We start from the raw sequence: 14,855 nt of genomic DNA on the forward strand, positions 1-14,855 counted from the left end.
AGTAAGGGTGATTCCTGTGCTTGGTGTGCGTGTATTGTCCGCTTTTTTATGCGGTTTTTTGTTGCCCAACCAGGAGTCACCCAGCCAACGCTTATTTGAAATTAGTGCTTATATTGCCTTTGTGCCAAATAAAAAAAGAAATTTTTGATAAGAATAACAATAGAGGGAGGGGGCGGTTTTTGCTAGTTGATCGATGAAAAGTGTATAACAATTTGGTGCTGTTTTGATGAAGGAATTATTAGGCAATAAAGACAGAGATTCGGGTTTTAAACGCCGTGTAAGAGGCTTACTGATATAAGTGCTTTATTTTCAGCACCTATCAGCAGCGAGTAAGGTAAAACCAAACAGTGGTGAGGGGTTGAGACGTATGAAAGCTTGGCGTAATGATGTCGGCAATAAAAACCGTGTGGCGTACGCTGACTGACAGGTGCCAGCACCGATGCGAAGGTGCTGGTAAAACCTTATTCGGAGGAAGCGGTCTCAGGGATGATAAAGGCGTCAGGTTGTGCACGGTATTTTTCTACACTGGCGAGATACACCTCGCGCTGCCAATCGACTAAGGCGCTGGCTTCCTGCTGGTAAAGGGTTTGTGGCGCTTGGTTATTCACTACCTTCCATACGGCGTAGGCAGCTTGTTTATCGAGTTCAATTTTTTGTTTCTCGTCGGCAGGTAAATTCGCCAAGTTGACGTCCATAGCACATCTCTTATCTGATCAGGGCTCTTGGATCCTAACCGAGCTGCTCGATTCCAGCAAGATTTACTCGCCGTTTACCCCGTGCTGACATTGTGGCGTACTGGGTTGCTAGGCTAGTGGCTTTTAAACGATAGCCAGTGGACACCGTGATGACGTTTAATGATCAAGACAGACAGGCTTTGTACGAGACATGGATGTCTTATAAAGCGAAAGCTCGGATTACCCAGATAGAAATGGCGAAAAAGCTTGAGATCAGCCACCTTAGCTTTTCGCGGTGCATTCACGGCGATGCCGTCCTTGACAGCCGGTTTGTGTTTGCGTTTTGTCAGGCGATGGGCGTTGAACCGAACAAGGTTCTCCCCAGCTTACGCGACCGCGAACAGGTCGAGCAAGACGTGCTCGTGACCAGTAAAGTGATCGTCGATGGGGCGATTGAAGCCGTGCATTATGAGGGCAGTACGGTGATTATCGAGTATCGCAAACCGCTTGCCCCTTCAGCCAGTACGGCGCTTGAACGGGTTTCGTGAGCGGCGAGGCGGGTCAGTAGGGCAAGGGTCTGGTCGATTTCCCAGCTCTAACATAATGATTTCGCGCTCAGTGTCCGTCATTTTTCCCCAGCGAACAATTTCGTCAAGCGTGCGCTTGCAACCGAGGCAAATGTCTTCTTCACGCCGACAGTGACCAATGCAAGGTGTTAACACGCGACCTCCTCAAAACGACCAAACTAGCAGACAGACAGCTGATAGGCTGCCTGTCTGACACGAACATGACGCGTTAGTATAGCGAGTTTGCTATCGCGTCACCATGCCACGTACCTGCTCGGCCCGTTCATCGTCTGTTGCCTCATCAGGCGCGGGAGTCAGTAATGCTTTTTGACAAGCAGAACGCGCGGCGAGCTTGTCTAGCCACGCTTGTAGCGCGTCTAACCCGCTAACATCGACACCGCTCCATTCATGGATCCTCGCCCACGGCCACGTGGCCATATCAGCAATGGTATAGCTCTCTCCTGCCAAGTAAGGGTGCTGTTGCAGTTGCTTATCGACCACTTCAAGCAGGCGGCGCCCCTCTTTTTGATAGCGTTCAATCGCAGCGGGGATCGTCTCTGGGAAATAGCGATAGAAGACATTGGCTTGCCCCATCATTGGCCCCACGCCTCCCATTTGGAACATCAGCCACTGAATTGTCTGTGAGCGCGCCTTGGGATCGCTGGGTAAGAATTGCCCCGTTTTTTCGGCGAGATAAAGTAAAATTGCTCCGGACTCAAAGACAGGAAAGTCGCCATTGGCTCTATCGACAATCGCGGGAATACGACCGTTGGGGTTGATGGCTAAAAAATCGGGCTGTTTTTGCTCATTGGCCATGAGATCAACGCTGTGGAGTTGATAATCCAGCCCCATTTCTTCTAGCGCAATCGCCACTTTTTGCCCGTTAGGTGTCGCAGCAGAATAAAATTCAATCATATTGGCTCCTTGCTCGGGGGTGTCACGCGGTGAGTGATCCCGTAAAAAACCGGCCCCTTACCAATCCGGGGCTCCACTAATCAGTATTGGGGCCAATGTGGTTGAGATCAATCATCGTGTGAGCACCTGGCTATTTGACCACACTAGTGACAGTGTCACGCCATCTTGTTGCGGCCGATTCTCAGCTATTAGTGTCGCTTGGTGAAAATCGGCAATCAGTCGCGCAATATACAAGCCAAGGCCGAGATGCGGTTTATCGCTGCCATGACCGTCGGGGCGAACGCTGACCATTGAACTGAATAACTGCTCACGCATGTGCTCGGGAAGTAAAGGGCCGCAGTTGCTTACTGTCATGGCTGACTGATGGGCATCTTGTGACAGCGTCAGTGAGATAGGCGCTGTCCCATCATCAAATTCCACGGCGTTGGACACAAGCTTGTCTAGCAACTGCGCAAGGTAGTCGGGAACCCCCAATACTTCAACAGCATGATCGGGCAGCCGTAAGATGAACACCTTATCAGGGTATGCGCATTCGTAGCCTTGGGTACAGCCTTCTAGTAGGGCATTGAGATCCACTGTCTCCTTGTCAGCGTTATCAAAGCTCTGCTCTAGGCGGGTGGCCTCGGTTAACGTCGATAAAATCCCCGCGAGGCGCTGAACCCCATCTTGCGCGCGATTAATGTAGGTTAAATGCTCTGGGTTTTCCTGGGTGTAGGCCATGTTCTCAAGCGAGGATCGCACCACGGCAATCGGCGTGCGTAGCTCGTGGGATAACCGCGAACTCATGGCTTCCAAGTAGTGATTATACCCGGCAATTCGGCTGACCATGTCGGCCATGGTGCGTGACAGCCGGCCAATCTCGTCATGGCTATGCGTGGTGGTTATGGCGCCGGTGACTCGGCCTTGGCTATCGATAGCGTGGTCGGCCTCGTGTTGGAGGCGGCGTAAGCGCTTGGCGATATGGGATCCAAATAACAGCAGCAACAGCACTCCGGTACAAATCACTGCCAGCATGACGGAAAACAGGGTTTCCAATGCGTCATTACGTAAACTGCGAATGCCGTTGGTGGTCTCTTCGACGATCACCGCACCGGCGACACGGTCGTCGAGCCAGATAGGATAGGCGGCCGATAAGATCATCGCTTGGTTATCGTCCGAGCTGCGCCAACCCGCATAGGGCCGTCCTTGCAACGCTTGCTGTGCCTGCACGCCTTGGTAAATAGAGGCTTGCTGCATGGCGTCGATGAAGTGATCGGGTGGCGTCACGAGCAAGCGGTCATACCAGGGGCGCAGTAGTGTGTCGGTTATCCAGGGGATCAACCCCTCTGGTTGGTCTGAAGGCGACTGAGGCTGCCAAACGCCATTGGAGGTTTGAATATCGCCATCTTTGGCGAGCACGCGACTGTGTTTGTCGACGACCCAAACGCGCGAGGCGTCGTTATTCATTCGCTCAATCAGAGATTGGATAGCGGCCGAGGGCATCATAAAGCTGCCCAGAGTGGTGGGCGAGCGCGTTGAAGCACTGCCGATGATGGCGTTAAGTGGCCGCTCGAAACCATTGCCGCGATCATAATAGGCAAGCGCCAGCTGCTGGCCAATCCAATTGGCGGGGAGTTTCACTTCAATGCTGTACCCTTTTTCTGTCGCTTGCCATTTTGCCGCGATGGGCAAGGGCTGAGCGGGGCCTTCCATCGTGATCTCATCAGCCCGCTCCGGTAGCCCATTGGCGAGATGAGTGATATGGGCATTATCGCTGTTGCGGGCTTGGCTGAGCGCGACGCGATAAAACGCCCCTTGAGGGGATGTGAGCGCGATAATCAAGTGATCTTGGCTGGTTATATCTCCCTTTTTCTGAGCTGGGGTTGGCGTCGTATCGGTGACATTGAGACCGAAATAAACAGAATCGGTATTGCTGCCGGTGAGCACTGACAACGCCAATTGGTCACTCTGGTAGGGGACTTGGTTAAAAATCAGGCCATCACGCTGGTAAAGGCGTTGATGATGGCGATCTGGGTGCCAGTCGCTCAAGTCGCCATCCAACCTGATGGGGTGGTTAAGACGAAAAGCGTGGAGATCCTTTCCTGGTTCCAGCTTTGAGGGCGTTTGCCGATAAGCAAAGAGCGCCGGTCGGTCATTCATCCCCATGGCAAAGGCGCGTGCCGTCCCCATCAAGGTTTGCTCTTGCCCTTGTCGTAGTACGGTTTCCATCTCCCACACATATTGGTACCCCAGATAGGGCAACAGCAGCAAAAAGCTCGATAGCACCACTATTTTGGTACGGATCCCAGCCAGGTGTTGCCATACGCGACGCGCAAGCGGGTGTAACTTCGCGATCATTCGGGGGCCTCATCCCAACGGTAGCCCATGCCATAAACGGTACTGATGCAATCAAACTGCTTATCAACCACCATGAATTTCTTACGAATTCGTTTAATGTGTGAGGTGATAGTGCTGTCATCCACCACAGCATGTGCTTCATCCATGAGCGCTTGACGGCTTTTAACATGCCCGGGTCGTTTGACGAGGGCGTGTACCATCCAAAATTCGGTCACGGTGAGATCAATCAGTTGGTCATGCCAATAGACCCGCATCCGGTCCAGGTCGAGGTCAAGAGGGCCACACTGGAGACGCTTATCCGCTTTAGACGGGCTTTGTGCCAATAAGTCTGAGCGACGGAACAAGGCGGCAATACGTGCCATTAAATGCGGCAAAGACACATCCTTGGTGAGGTAATCATCCGCGCCCATCCGCAACCCAACCACGGTATCAATGTCACTGTCGCGCGCGGTGAGGAATATAATCGGCACCGTCGCCGACAAGGCGCGGAGGGATTGGCAAAGGGCAAACCCCCCATCGATTTCATTGCCTAAGCCTATATCAATGATCGCTAGGTCGGGCAATTGCCGCTCAAAGGCCACCTGCGCGCTGGGCCGGTCTTGGTAGGTATGGACTTGGTAACCCTGGCGGCGAATAACATCGGCGTAGTTTTCTCGGATCGCCGCGTCATCTTCCACTATCGCGATGTGTTTCATAACTCTGTCTTCGTATCTTGCGTTGTGATGACTATACCCAAACTGTGTGCAGAGAAAACCCTCTTCGCGCATGAAACGTCAATTGCCATTTTTTTGCCACTATTGATCGCCAGATTGCCATTTTTACTCCCGCAAAATGCCTGATCGGCTTGTTTTAATGTCCTCATCGCCAGCACGGCACAACAACCACACTTTCGAGGACATTATGGATATCAAAAAAGCACTTACACACTCTGTATTCGCCGTTTCAATGTTCGCGGTCGCCACACCACAAGGGATGGCCGCCAGTGAGGTTGAACGCAATAAACAGCCTGAGTTGATCGGGATGGGAAGCGGTGCCATCGCAGGAGCGGTGGTGGCAGGCCCTGTCGGCGCGGTTGCAGGGGCCATTATTGGCACCGTGATGGGACAAAATGCCAGCTATGAAGACTTGGCCGACGAGCAGGGTGAGACGATTCAAACGATCCGAGACGAGAATCAATCACTGAGTCGGATTAGCCAAAAATACAATGAAGCGCAGCTTGAACTCGCGCGTTTGCGCAGTGCGCAGCATCAGGTGGACGATCTTGCCTTGGCGATGAATATTCAGTTTCGCACCAGCTCAGCAGATATCGAGCCGCACTTTATGATCCAGCTCGACGAGCTAGCCGGGTTTATTCAACAAATGCCAAATGCGCAATGGCAACTCGCAGGCTATGCCGACCCAAGAGGGCGTCAAGGCTATAACCAAGCACTGTCGGAACGCCGCGTGCAGGCAGTCAAAGATTATCTCGTCTCGTTAGGTGTGGATCCGCATCAGCTCAACACGGTGGCGTATGGGGACAGTCAGCCACTGGATAATCAAGCGGGAAATGAGGGCTTTTTCTTTGACCGCCGTGTGACGGTAAGCCGTATGGCGGATACGCCAACCGCTCAGCGTTAGTCACCCATCCCCGCGCTTTTTACAACACAACGCCTCATCGGTAGATTGAGCCAGCAGTCTGCGGGTGGGGTAACCCAAACAAGGAAGACGATAATGATAAGACAAGCCATTGATAAAGACATCGATGCCATTAGCCAACTCTGCGCACTTTGCCAGTCAGATAACGTAGACAAGCGTCAGATGCAGCGCCATATCAGGCACTTACTTAATCAAGACTTGGTGTCAGTCAGCGTGGCCGAGCTTTGCGGCTTGGTGGCGGGTGTGGTGGTCTGTCAGGTGATCCCACAATTAGGTTTATCAGGCCACATGGGGCGCATTAGCACCATTATTGTTGACGAACCATTCCGTGATATGACGTTGGGGCGTCAACTGCTCGTCGCTGCCGAGCAGGCGCTGATAGCAAGAGGGTGTGATCACATTGAAGTGGTTCCAAGTTACCACAAGGAAGATGCGCAGAGTTTTTATATGCACTGTGGTTTTCAGCTGACCCCAGAACGGTTGATCAAACCGCTGGCCGCGTGAGCAGATGCTAAGGCAGGGCGGGATCTGTGCTGCTCAGTTCGCTCGAAACAGCGTCGGGCCACTTGCCTGTTGCTTCCCAAGTCAGCAATGCGCGTTTGGCGGTTAATCCCCCTCCATAGCCGACCAACTGTCCTTGGCGGCCAATAATCCGATGACAAGGGATAATAATAGAAATCGGATTTTTGCCATTGGCACTGCCTACAGCTTGGTTGGCTTTTGGATTACCGATCAGATGCGAGATCGCTTGGTAACTGGCCGTTTCACCAAAAGAGATCGATTGCAGTGCCTGCCATACGCGCTGCTGAAAGGCTGTCCCCTGCGGGGCAAGAGGCACCGAGAATAACTGTCGAGTGCCTGCAAAGTATTCATCAAGTTGGTGGCAGGCCAGCTCGAGAATAGCGCCGCTTTCTGGCGAACTGACGTGATCAGTATGATTCGGTGCGCGGTTAGGGAGGTACAGAGCGGTTAATCCCTGGTTATTGGCTAGCAATGTTAATGGCCCCAGAGGGGAAGAGTAGGCTCTCTTGCTCATGGTACCTCCGTGTTCGGCACGTTATTTCTTGTCTTGATTACAATAGGCGCAAGCGGTAAGAAAGGCATTTTCCTGAAATTGCTTTAAGCCTAGCTCTTTTAAGTTTACATCGATGGGATGACGTTTTAGCGTTTGTTTCATCACGTTGGAGGAGAAGACTTCGGCGTCAACGCCTTCGATCAGTTGCAAAACAGCTTCCATTTTAAAGCCCGCACTACTACCTGCAAATTTGCCTTTGGTCTGGCGCTCACGGATAACGATTTTATCCACTTGATAGTCTTCGATGAGCTTGCTCATGGTGCGATGGAAATGTTGAATACTCTCTTGGGCTTCTGGCGAGGGCAGCGTAATTTTCTTGGCTCGACACTCAGGCACCGAAAACAAATGATTGTCACTATCTAGCAAGACCAGGTTCGCTTCATTCGCTTTTAAATCAACCGCGCAAACTCTCATTTTTCTCTCTCTATCTTAAGGCATTGTCACTGAGGGAGGGCAGTATACGCAAAAGCCTTCGCCTCGTCACAGGATTAACGAAATGCATCGACATTGATATCAAGCGCTTTCTCGCTGGTGGCGCGGGCGATACGCAAATCATGGCGCTTATCGAGATCAATATACTCGACGTCGCGAAAATGGTTACTGCGCACGGAGTAGAAGGTTTTCACAACTGGACGCGTGATGTCATCAAGGTTCTCTTGCCACACTAAACCAATACGCCCATCGACAAGTTCCACTAACGAACCAATCGGATAAAAGCCAATACACTGAATAAACGCACGCAACAAAGTGGGATCCAAATGAAACGGAGTCAGTCCCATCATGATTTTAAACGCTTCTGCCGGTGACATGGCTCGCTTATAGCAACGATCGGCGGTGAGCGCATCATAGATATCGACAATGCCACTCATGCGGCCAATCGTATGTATTTCTTCACCTTGTAATCCGTTAGGGTAGCCATTGCCATCAAGCTTTTCATGATGCATCAAGCTTACATCGCGAGCGATTTGTGAGAGGTCAGGGATACTATCCAGTACTGGCTGAGAAAAAACTTGGTGGAGTTTCATGTGGTCGAACTCTTCAGCGGTCAGTTTTCCCGGTTTATTGAGCACGTCATCGGCAACCAGCACTTTACCGATATCGTGCACTAATCCACCGACGGCAAGCTCTTGCAAAGTCGCGTGATCAAACCCCAGATGCCTGCCAAAACTCACCAACAAAAAGGCTACATTGAGCGAGTGCTCCATCAGGTAAGCACTCTTGTCGCGAATACCGCTGATCCAGGCAACGGCGTGCTGTCGTTCAAAGATATTATCAACAATACTGAGCCCTAAATCCTCGATAGGCGTCATATCGATAGGCTTATTGGCGTAGATATCTTTTAATAACCGACAAAGCTGTTGTTTTGAGGCATCGATTAATTCTCGGGCTTTTTCCATATCCGCGCCTGTCGCGGCATACTTCCCTCTGACCAAAGGGCCTTTGTAGTGGATCTCATCCAGGTTTAATAGTTGGTCCGCATCAACCCAAATATGCTTCACCCCACTTTGACGCAGCTTTTCAATCGTTTCAGGTCGACGCACATAGCCAGGTTTTGCCATACGTGTGCGGGAGTGTTCAGTTTCGATGTGTTCAACATACATGCCAAGGGTTAGCTGCTGTATACCAATTTTTTGCAACATCCTAGATTGTCCTTCCTACATAATCATCCCGATATGAATATCGGAAACAGTATTGCTCAAAGGGCGTACCCACGCTATTTAAATGCGGCGAAAATTAAGTTTTTGTGCGCGCAAGATCATCCGCTCTGTAATGCGCTATGTGTGGTATCCTTGTGCGCCTTTTTTTTAATGACGCGAGTAACTATGCAAATCATAGCCAAACATACGGATGAGCGGGTGCTACCGCTGGAAGACAAAGCCATTATCAAGCGAAATGCTGCGCGAGCCATCGCGTTAGATGGTGATGAGATTTTGCTGATGTATACCGCACGCTATGATGATTACTCACTGCCAGGTGGCGGTATGGATGAGGGCGAAACGCCAGAGCAAGCTATGATCCGTGAGTTAGAAGAAGAGACAGGCGCGCAACAGATTCGAGATATTCGCCCGTTTGGCTGTTTTGAAGAGTACCGCCCTTGGTATCGTGATGGTGCGGATGTGATGCATATGCTGTCGTATTGTTTTTACTGCCGCGTTGATCGTGATCTCGGCACACCGACCTTTGAGCACTATGAAATCAATAACGGTATGCGGCCGGTGTGGGTGAGCATTGACCATGCAATTGCGCATAACAAAGCAGTGATGGCGAACAGCGAGAAAGCTGGCCAGTCGTTGGTGCGAGAAACCATGTTGCTTGAAATGATTGCTCAGCAGCGTGAGAACACCCAACAAGCCACGGCGTAATCGACAAGGTATGCTTCATGGACAAAGCGCAACTGATTAAACTGGCCAACATGCCCATGCCGTTTGGCAAGTACGCAGGCCGTGTATTGATTGATCTGCCTGAAGAATATCTATTGTGGTTTCAAAACAAAGCCGAATTTCCGAAAGGCGAGTTAGGAGAACTGATGAAGCTGTGCCTGGCCCTCAAAGTGGAAGGGCTTGAGGAAGTGGTTCACCCTCTCAAGAATCTTCGTCCCGCCCACTAGCGGTCGATGACCCACACCCTGTCGTCGCCGTTGATCTTCTGACTGAGTGCATAAAGAAGTTGTGCGCGGGCGTCGTCACTGGGGGCAATCAGATCATAAATACCACTGACTGCTTGACCGTCTAACACTGTATCGACTCGCATGGCGGCGGCACAGGTTTCCCCGTTTTGAGTGCCGATGCATAGCGTTACCGTGGCGTCGTCAATTTCAACGCCATCTTCAAGCGCAAGCTGGGCAAAGTAAGCGAGCATAGTGGCGCGATCTGATTCTGGCCACTGTTGCGCCTGAAGCTTGGCGTATTGAATCATCAGTGGGTGGTTGTTGACCCAATATAGCGTTAGCGGTTGTTTGTCCGGTACGCTGGGTGGCTCGAAAGGTTGAGGAGGCTGAGCGGCGGCGTAATAGATATCAAAGCCCGCGAGGCTTTCTTGGGTTGGGAATTGCGCTTTTTTTACGTGGCATGCCATCCAGCGTTGTTTAACATCAAAATGGGAAATAATTTCAGACGCGTCCATAAACACCACATGCGATAACAACAATCAACAGGCATCATAACGGAGTGAGCAGAAATAACAATCGCTGCGCGATAGCACCCGACAATAAAGCCTGCCAGAGATCACAGCCCCAATCTGATTGCGTTTAAACTGGGCAGACGGAGCGGCTGTTGTCGCGTAAAATAGGAAGTATCGACAATGACTGATACTGCATTTAGGTTCCCCTTTTATGTCTGGACAGCGGCTACGTGCACAGTTCTCCCGCCTTTATCATCATTTCAATGGTGAAAGCACTGATACAACCTTGCAAGCTGTGGCGGATATTTTGGTCTGTACGCGGCGTAATGCGCGAATGGTGCTCAGCAAGCTAGAAGAGCAAGGGTGGCTGACCTGGCAGCCTTCCGTAGGGCGAGGGAAGCTCTCTCGTTTGGCATTTTTGCGAAGTGAAATGGCACTGCGAGAAGAGCAGGCAGCACATTGGTTGGCGCAGGGCAAAATGGATCAAGCGTTGGCGTGCCTTGATCATGACTCCACCAAGCTCGCCGCCTTAATTCAAAAACAGATGGGGCCGAGCACGCAAAATGGGCGGCAAATTGTTCGCCTGCCCTATTACCGTCAACTCGAGACGCTGGATCCACGCGAACCTTTGCGTCGTTCAGAGCAGCACTTGGTCGGGCAAATTTTTAATGGCTTGGTGCGTTATCGTGGTAGTGAACGTATCGTAACGCCGGACTTAGCCCACCATTGGGAGGCGTTGTCGCCGACTCATTGGCGGTTTTACCTGCGTCCTGGTGTCCGCTTCCATGATGGTCAGCTAATGCGCGAGCAGGATGTGATAGCGAGCCTATCTGCGCTTTCTACGCGGCGTTTTTTTGCTCATCTTTCGCGCGTTGACTCGCCGGGTCCGCGGATGATCGATGTGCACCTTTCGTCCCCCGACCCAAGGTTTGATCACGCGCTTACCTTGCCAGAGGCAGTCATTCGTCCTGCCGATCGCCACCAAGCTCAATCCAGTAGTTATCAACCGATTGGGACGGGCCCTTATCGCGTGGCAGAGAAACAGCCACACCGCTTAGTTCTCGAGGCATTTGATGATTATTTTGGTTATCGTGCCCTGACCGATGAGATCCAGATTATGGTGTTTGATGAGGCGGCAATGTGCTATCTCACTCCCAGTACCTCACTGACGCCGGAGCGATTAGCCAGCCATCAAACGACGTTGAGTCAAAAGTTAGAGATGGATCAGGGGGCCGGTTATTTATTGTTGAATTGTCGCGATGGATTAGCAAAGCAACCCGCATGGCGTGAATACCTACATGCCAAGCTGTCGTCGCTGCAACTACTTCCACGCTTGGCGCATTGTGGCATGGGTGAATACCGATTGTTCAATGCGTATGGACTGATGCCAGGTTGGATGCATCATGGCCTTTCGTCCATGTCACCGGTCGTGCCGTCGCCAACGTCATTGACCGTGGCGTATTTATCTGATCATCCTCTCTACCCCCTTATCGCCAAGGCAATACACGCGCACTTACTTGAGGATGGTATTCAAGTGAAAACCCTGGCATTGTCACCTACCGACTATTTTAGTGGTCAATATGGCCGCAAAATCGATATCTGGTTAGGGGCGATGAGCTTTGGAGAACGCGGACAGGCAGGGTTATTCAACTGGCTGGGGACGCATGATCTGGTATTGAGTGCCTGCACGGATCCCATGCTCAAAACCATTGAAAGTCACACGCAGCGTTGGCGAGACACGCAAGATGATAGCTGTGCTGAGCACCTAGCCCGTTGTCTGGTTGAGCATCAAATGGTGCCGTTGTTTCATATTTGGATGGGTGTCATGGCAACGCCAGATCTCCAAGATGTGGCATCGAATGCAGTGGGGTGGTTTGATTTTAAATCTGTGTGGCACAAACCACATTAAAGACTGTTATTGTCCTCTTCAACACCGAGCGGAAACGTGGCGGTGAGTAAAAGGTATTTGTGCAACGGTAAGCCATCTTTTTTGCGAAAAAAAGGGTGAAAGATACGATATCGCCCCTCAGTTAACCCTAAGGGTGCGATGGTCTCAGCAAGGCTCGATGTCGCGCTGGTCAGGCGTATTCCTTGCGCGCGATAGGCGTCTGCGTGAATAGGCTGGTGTCCCAACCACCATGAAGGAACGGCCTTACTGGCGTTGGTGCGATCAATCCAGTGATCACTGACCACAATCACGCGTCCAGGCTCAGCCGGGTTGGTGATGCCATGATTCAGTAGCCAAGCAACGTCACGCACCAGGGCATCACGACAAGCGTTATTGCCGCTGAGTAGGCGATGGGCGAGTATGTATATCGCGCTGCCATCAAGTTGTAGTTGATAGACGGTTTGGCTATGTGGGCGGGTATCGTCGAGCAAATGAAACGTTGCGGGCTTGTCGTGTGCATCAAGCACTCGCATGAGTCGGCGTGCGAGTGCTTTGCCCATGTGGGGATCACGCATTCCCCGGTTGTGAACCGTCGGATAGTGATGCTCGCACAATTTGACACAATCTTGCTGAAACTGGCGCAGTGCCAGCGAGACCAGATCATCTAACAAAAACCCGTTACTCCTACCAAAAACGTCTTGAACGCGGATGCCACCCTGTTGCGCGGACTCATCAGGGCACACAGCCTAAAGTATGCAGTATATCACTTAAATCGCCCAATAAATCAGGGAGAAACGCTACTTTGTGCGCACTTTCTCATCGCGGGGAGGAGCAGAATGGCGATCGGTACCATGTTGTGACCAATCAAGCGGCATGGTTTGTATGTTTTTGTCTACCCGTATTGGCAGATTATTGCCTCCTTCGGAAGGGACGGGGTGATGCGTTGACCCAGTCACCTTGACGATCACCGACTCATTGCCTTGTTTGGAGACACACCTGAGCCTATTCAATTGCTATCTTATGTTGGCACTAAAATTGCTTTTGTCTGTGTGCATGTCACAGTAATACAACGGAATACCATGAATTTAAACCTTTGGCTTCGTGCAGCAGTCTGGTTGACGGTTGCCTCATTTCCCGTTTCTTCATACGCGGCTGATGGCCTTGCCGCGGGGGTTTTCCTTGGTTCGCCGATGTCGGGCGTGACCTTGAAACAAAACCAATTTAAAATTCAAGCGGGCATCGACAAGGTGGGCGTTGCCGTCGATGGGACTTGGAATTTGGGTGAATGGCTTGGGCGGATGGAATATGCGCCTATGTATGTCTATGCGGGGGGTCAGTGGGTAGATGATTCAACGCACCAGTGGGGACCACGCGCAGGGCTCGGCGTCACGCTTCCGGTGGGTACGGGGGATGTGGAACTGTTCGCCGAGGCGGGCACCACTTGGTATTGGGAGGAAAAAGGCGATATTGAGTTTGAAGGTGCCGCTGGGGCGCGGATTTATTTCTAGCCGACTCTCGTCTGTGATTAATAAAAAGGTTGCATCGCTGGGGTTAGCCTGTGCGATGCTTTGGGCGTTAGCGGTGCCAACAGCGTTTGCCACCCAGTATCCGTTACCCACCGACGGCAGTCGACTGGTTGGCTATCCAGAGGCGCACATCGTCAAAGAGGGCGAGCACTTAGAAGCCATTGCCAAACAATATGATGTGGGGTTTCTAGCGCTTTTAGCGCTCAACCCAGGAATGGATCCCTACTTGCCTGAGCCCGGCGCTTTGGTGCGCTTACCCAATCAGCTCTTGCTGCCCTCACCGCCTCACTCGGGGATCGTGATTAATCTTGCCGAGTTACGCCTTTACTATTTCCCTGAGCCAGCCGCTAGAGCAGGAGGGGAAACAACAGACGCTCAACGTGCTGTTCATGTATTCCCCATCGGGATTGGTAGAGTGGGGCGCGAAACCCCCACCATGAACACCTATATTAGCCAAAAGCGCGAACATCCGACGTGGACGCCACCGCAGAGCATTCGTGAGGAATATAAAAAACAGCGCGGCATCATTTTGCCTGATGTGGTGCCGGCAGGACCAAACAACCCCTTAGGTGAGCATGCGTTAAGGTTGGGCTTCGGTAACGGTGAGTATTTAATTCATGGCACGAATAAGTCGTTTGGTATTGGGCTACGAGTCAGCGCGGGCTGTATCCGACTTCGTCCTGACGATGTGGCATGGCTGTTTGAGCAAGTGGACGTTCACACTCCCGTGAGGGTAATTAATCAACCCGCGAAGCTAAGCGTTGAGCCTGATGGGCGCGTGATGGTAGAAGCCCATCGTCCTTTGTCAAAAAATGAACAAGAGACCAAAGCGCGTTTGTCGATTGAGCCTGATCCTCAGGTGTTAGCGATGTTAGCGCGATTGGAATTGTCACCTCAGCGGTACCGAGCGGCGTTATCGGTTCAGGAAGGCGTGCCGATAGAGATCGCGACACTGACCCCAGCACAGTTGAGAGCCTGGCAACGTCTCGAGCGTGCGGACGTAGATGTCAAGCCAGTGAGGCGAACGGAGGAGTAAACGTCAGATAACAGCATGAAAACGGCGCATGGCGTTGCGCCGTTTTGTTTATTCAATGCGTCGTCGGTGCTTAAGTCGATACG

At 51.7% G+C, this 14,855-nt stretch carries 18 protein-coding genes; 8 read left to right on the forward strand and 10 right to left on the reverse strand.

What is annotated here, in order from left to right; translation table 11 throughout:
* Positions 1-461 precede the first annotated feature (461 nt).
* Positions 462-695, reverse strand: coding sequence for a DUF3283 family protein (locus C7A19_RS00900; RefSeq protein ID WP_077486630.1), 234 nt, complete (start codon positions 693-695; stop codon positions 462-464).
* 149 nt (positions 696-844) lie between these two features.
* On the opposite strand from C7A19_RS00900, the gene C7A19_RS00905 reads away from it, so the two are divergent.
* On the forward strand, positions 845-1,222 hold the full coding sequence (locus tag C7A19_RS00905) for a hypothetical protein (protein WP_077457877.1): 378 nt from the start codon (positions 845-847) through the stop codon (positions 1,220-1,222).
* Here the strand turns inward: C7A19_RS00905 and C7A19_RS00910 are convergent.
* From C7A19_RS00910 to pdsR, 4 genes are all read right to left on the reverse strand, one after another.
* Positions 1,190-1,396 carry a DUF1289 domain-containing protein gene (locus tag C7A19_RS00910; protein ID WP_116643903.1) on the reverse strand — a complete coding sequence of 69 codons (207 nt, stop codon included), beginning with the start codon at positions 1,394-1,396 and terminating at the stop codon, positions 1,190-1,192. The genes C7A19_RS00905 and C7A19_RS00910 overlap by 33 nt on opposite strands.
* A gap of 90 nt (positions 1,397-1,486) precedes the next feature.
* Positions 1,487-2,155 carry a glutathione S-transferase N-terminal domain-containing protein gene (locus tag C7A19_RS00915; protein ID WP_116643904.1) on the reverse strand — a complete coding sequence of 223 codons (669 nt, stop codon included), beginning with the start codon at positions 2,153-2,155 and terminating at the stop codon, positions 1,487-1,489.
* A 111-nt stretch (positions 2,156-2,266) separates the two neighbouring features.
* Positions 2,267-4,492 carry a proteobacterial dedicated sortase system histidine kinase gene (gene pdsS, locus C7A19_RS00920; RefSeq protein WP_116643905.1) on the reverse strand — a complete coding sequence of 742 codons (2,226 nt, stop codon included), beginning with the start codon at positions 4,490-4,492 and terminating at the stop codon, positions 2,267-2,269.
* Positions 4,489-5,187 (reverse strand): proteobacterial dedicated sortase system response regulator, encoded by a 699-nt coding sequence (pdsR, locus tag C7A19_RS00925; RefSeq protein WP_077486633.1) that lies wholly within the window; start codon positions 5,185-5,187, stop codon positions 4,489-4,491. The genes pdsS and pdsR overlap by 4 nt, the downstream gene beginning before the upstream one ends.
* 205 nt (positions 5,188-5,392) lie before the next feature.
* Between pdsR and pdsO the strand changes: the two genes are divergently transcribed.
* Together pdsO and C7A19_RS00935 are read left to right on the forward strand one after the other, a co-directional pair.
* Positions 5,393-6,109, forward strand: coding sequence for a sortase-associated OmpA-like protein PdsO (pdsO, locus tag C7A19_RS00930; protein ID WP_158011734.1), 717 nt, complete (start codon positions 5,393-5,395; stop codon positions 6,107-6,109).
* Between the two features lie 93 nt (positions 6,110-6,202).
* Positions 6,203-6,631, forward strand: a complete 429-nt coding sequence (locus C7A19_RS00935) for a GNAT family N-acetyltransferase (protein WP_077486635.1) — start codon at positions 6,203-6,205, stop codon at positions 6,629-6,631.
* Positions 6,632-6,638: 7 nt separating this feature from the next.
* On the opposite strand, the gene C7A19_RS00940 is transcribed toward C7A19_RS00935, so the two are convergent.
* From C7A19_RS00940 to C7A19_RS00950, 3 genes are all read right to left on the reverse strand, one after another.
* Positions 6,639-7,163: a methylated-DNA--[protein]-cysteine S-methyltransferase gene (locus tag C7A19_RS00940; protein WP_116643906.1), complete on the reverse strand. Its 525-nt coding sequence runs from the start codon at positions 7,161-7,163 to the stop codon at positions 6,639-6,641.
* A gap of 21 nt (positions 7,164-7,184) precedes the next feature.
* Positions 7,185-7,616 (reverse strand): DUF3010 family protein, encoded by a 432-nt coding sequence (locus C7A19_RS00945; protein WP_077457841.1) that lies wholly within the window; start codon positions 7,614-7,616, stop codon positions 7,185-7,187.
* A 74-nt stretch (positions 7,617-7,690) separates the two neighbouring features.
* Positions 7,691-8,842, reverse strand: a complete 1,152-nt coding sequence (locus C7A19_RS00950; protein ID WP_077486637.1) for an HD-GYP domain-containing protein — start codon at positions 8,840-8,842, stop codon at positions 7,691-7,693.
* Positions 8,843-9,025: 183 nt separating this feature from the next.
* On the opposite strand from C7A19_RS00950, the gene C7A19_RS00955 reads away from it, so the two are divergent.
* A complete protein-coding gene (locus C7A19_RS00955; protein ID WP_069362915.1) occupies positions 9,026-9,565 on the forward strand; it encodes an NUDIX hydrolase in 540 nt (179 codons plus the stop codon).
* 17 nt (positions 9,566-9,582) lie between these two features.
* Entirely contained in the window at positions 9,583-9,810 is a 228-nt protein-coding gene (locus C7A19_RS00960) for a DUF3820 family protein (protein ID WP_077457835.1), read from the forward strand.
* Here the strand turns inward: C7A19_RS00960 and C7A19_RS00965 are convergent.
* The gene (locus C7A19_RS00965) at positions 9,807-10,325 is read right to left on the reverse strand and encodes a hypothetical protein (RefSeq protein WP_116643907.1); all 519 of its coding nucleotides are present in this window, start codon (positions 10,323-10,325) and stop codon (positions 9,807-9,809) included. The two genes, C7A19_RS00960 and C7A19_RS00965, sit on opposite strands and share 4 nt — an antisense overlap.
* A gap of 208 nt (positions 10,326-10,533) precedes the next feature.
* Here C7A19_RS00965 and C7A19_RS00970 point away from each other — a divergent pair, with 208 nt between their 5' ends.
* Positions 10,534-12,231 carry an SgrR family transcriptional regulator gene (locus C7A19_RS00970; RefSeq protein ID WP_116643908.1) on the forward strand — a complete coding sequence of 566 codons (1,698 nt, stop codon included), beginning with the start codon at positions 10,534-10,536 and terminating at the stop codon, positions 12,229-12,231.
* Here C7A19_RS00970 and C7A19_RS00975 read toward each other — a convergent pair.
* A complete protein-coding gene (locus tag C7A19_RS00975) occupies positions 12,228-12,881 on the reverse strand; it encodes a hypothetical protein (protein ID WP_116643909.1) in 654 nt (217 codons plus the stop codon). The two genes, C7A19_RS00970 and C7A19_RS00975, sit on opposite strands and share 4 nt — an antisense overlap.
* Before the next feature lie 408 nt (positions 12,882-13,289).
* Between C7A19_RS00975 and C7A19_RS00980 the strand changes: the two genes are divergently transcribed.
* A complete protein-coding gene (locus tag C7A19_RS00980; protein ID WP_077457829.1) occupies positions 13,290-13,718 on the forward strand; it encodes a hypothetical protein in 429 nt (142 codons plus the stop codon).
* Positions 13,690-14,772 carry a L,D-transpeptidase family protein gene (locus C7A19_RS00985; RefSeq protein WP_346330219.1) on the forward strand — a complete coding sequence of 361 codons (1,083 nt, stop codon included), beginning with the start codon at positions 13,690-13,692 and terminating at the stop codon, positions 14,770-14,772. The genes C7A19_RS00980 and C7A19_RS00985 overlap by 29 nt, the downstream gene beginning before the upstream one ends.
* Positions 14,773-14,855: the final 83 nt, after the last annotated feature.

Source organism: Salinivibrio sp. HTSP (assembly GCF_003390965.1).
In the GTDB taxonomy this organism is placed as follows: Bacteria; Pseudomonadota; Gammaproteobacteria; order Enterobacterales; family Vibrionaceae; genus Salinivibrio; species Salinivibrio kushneri.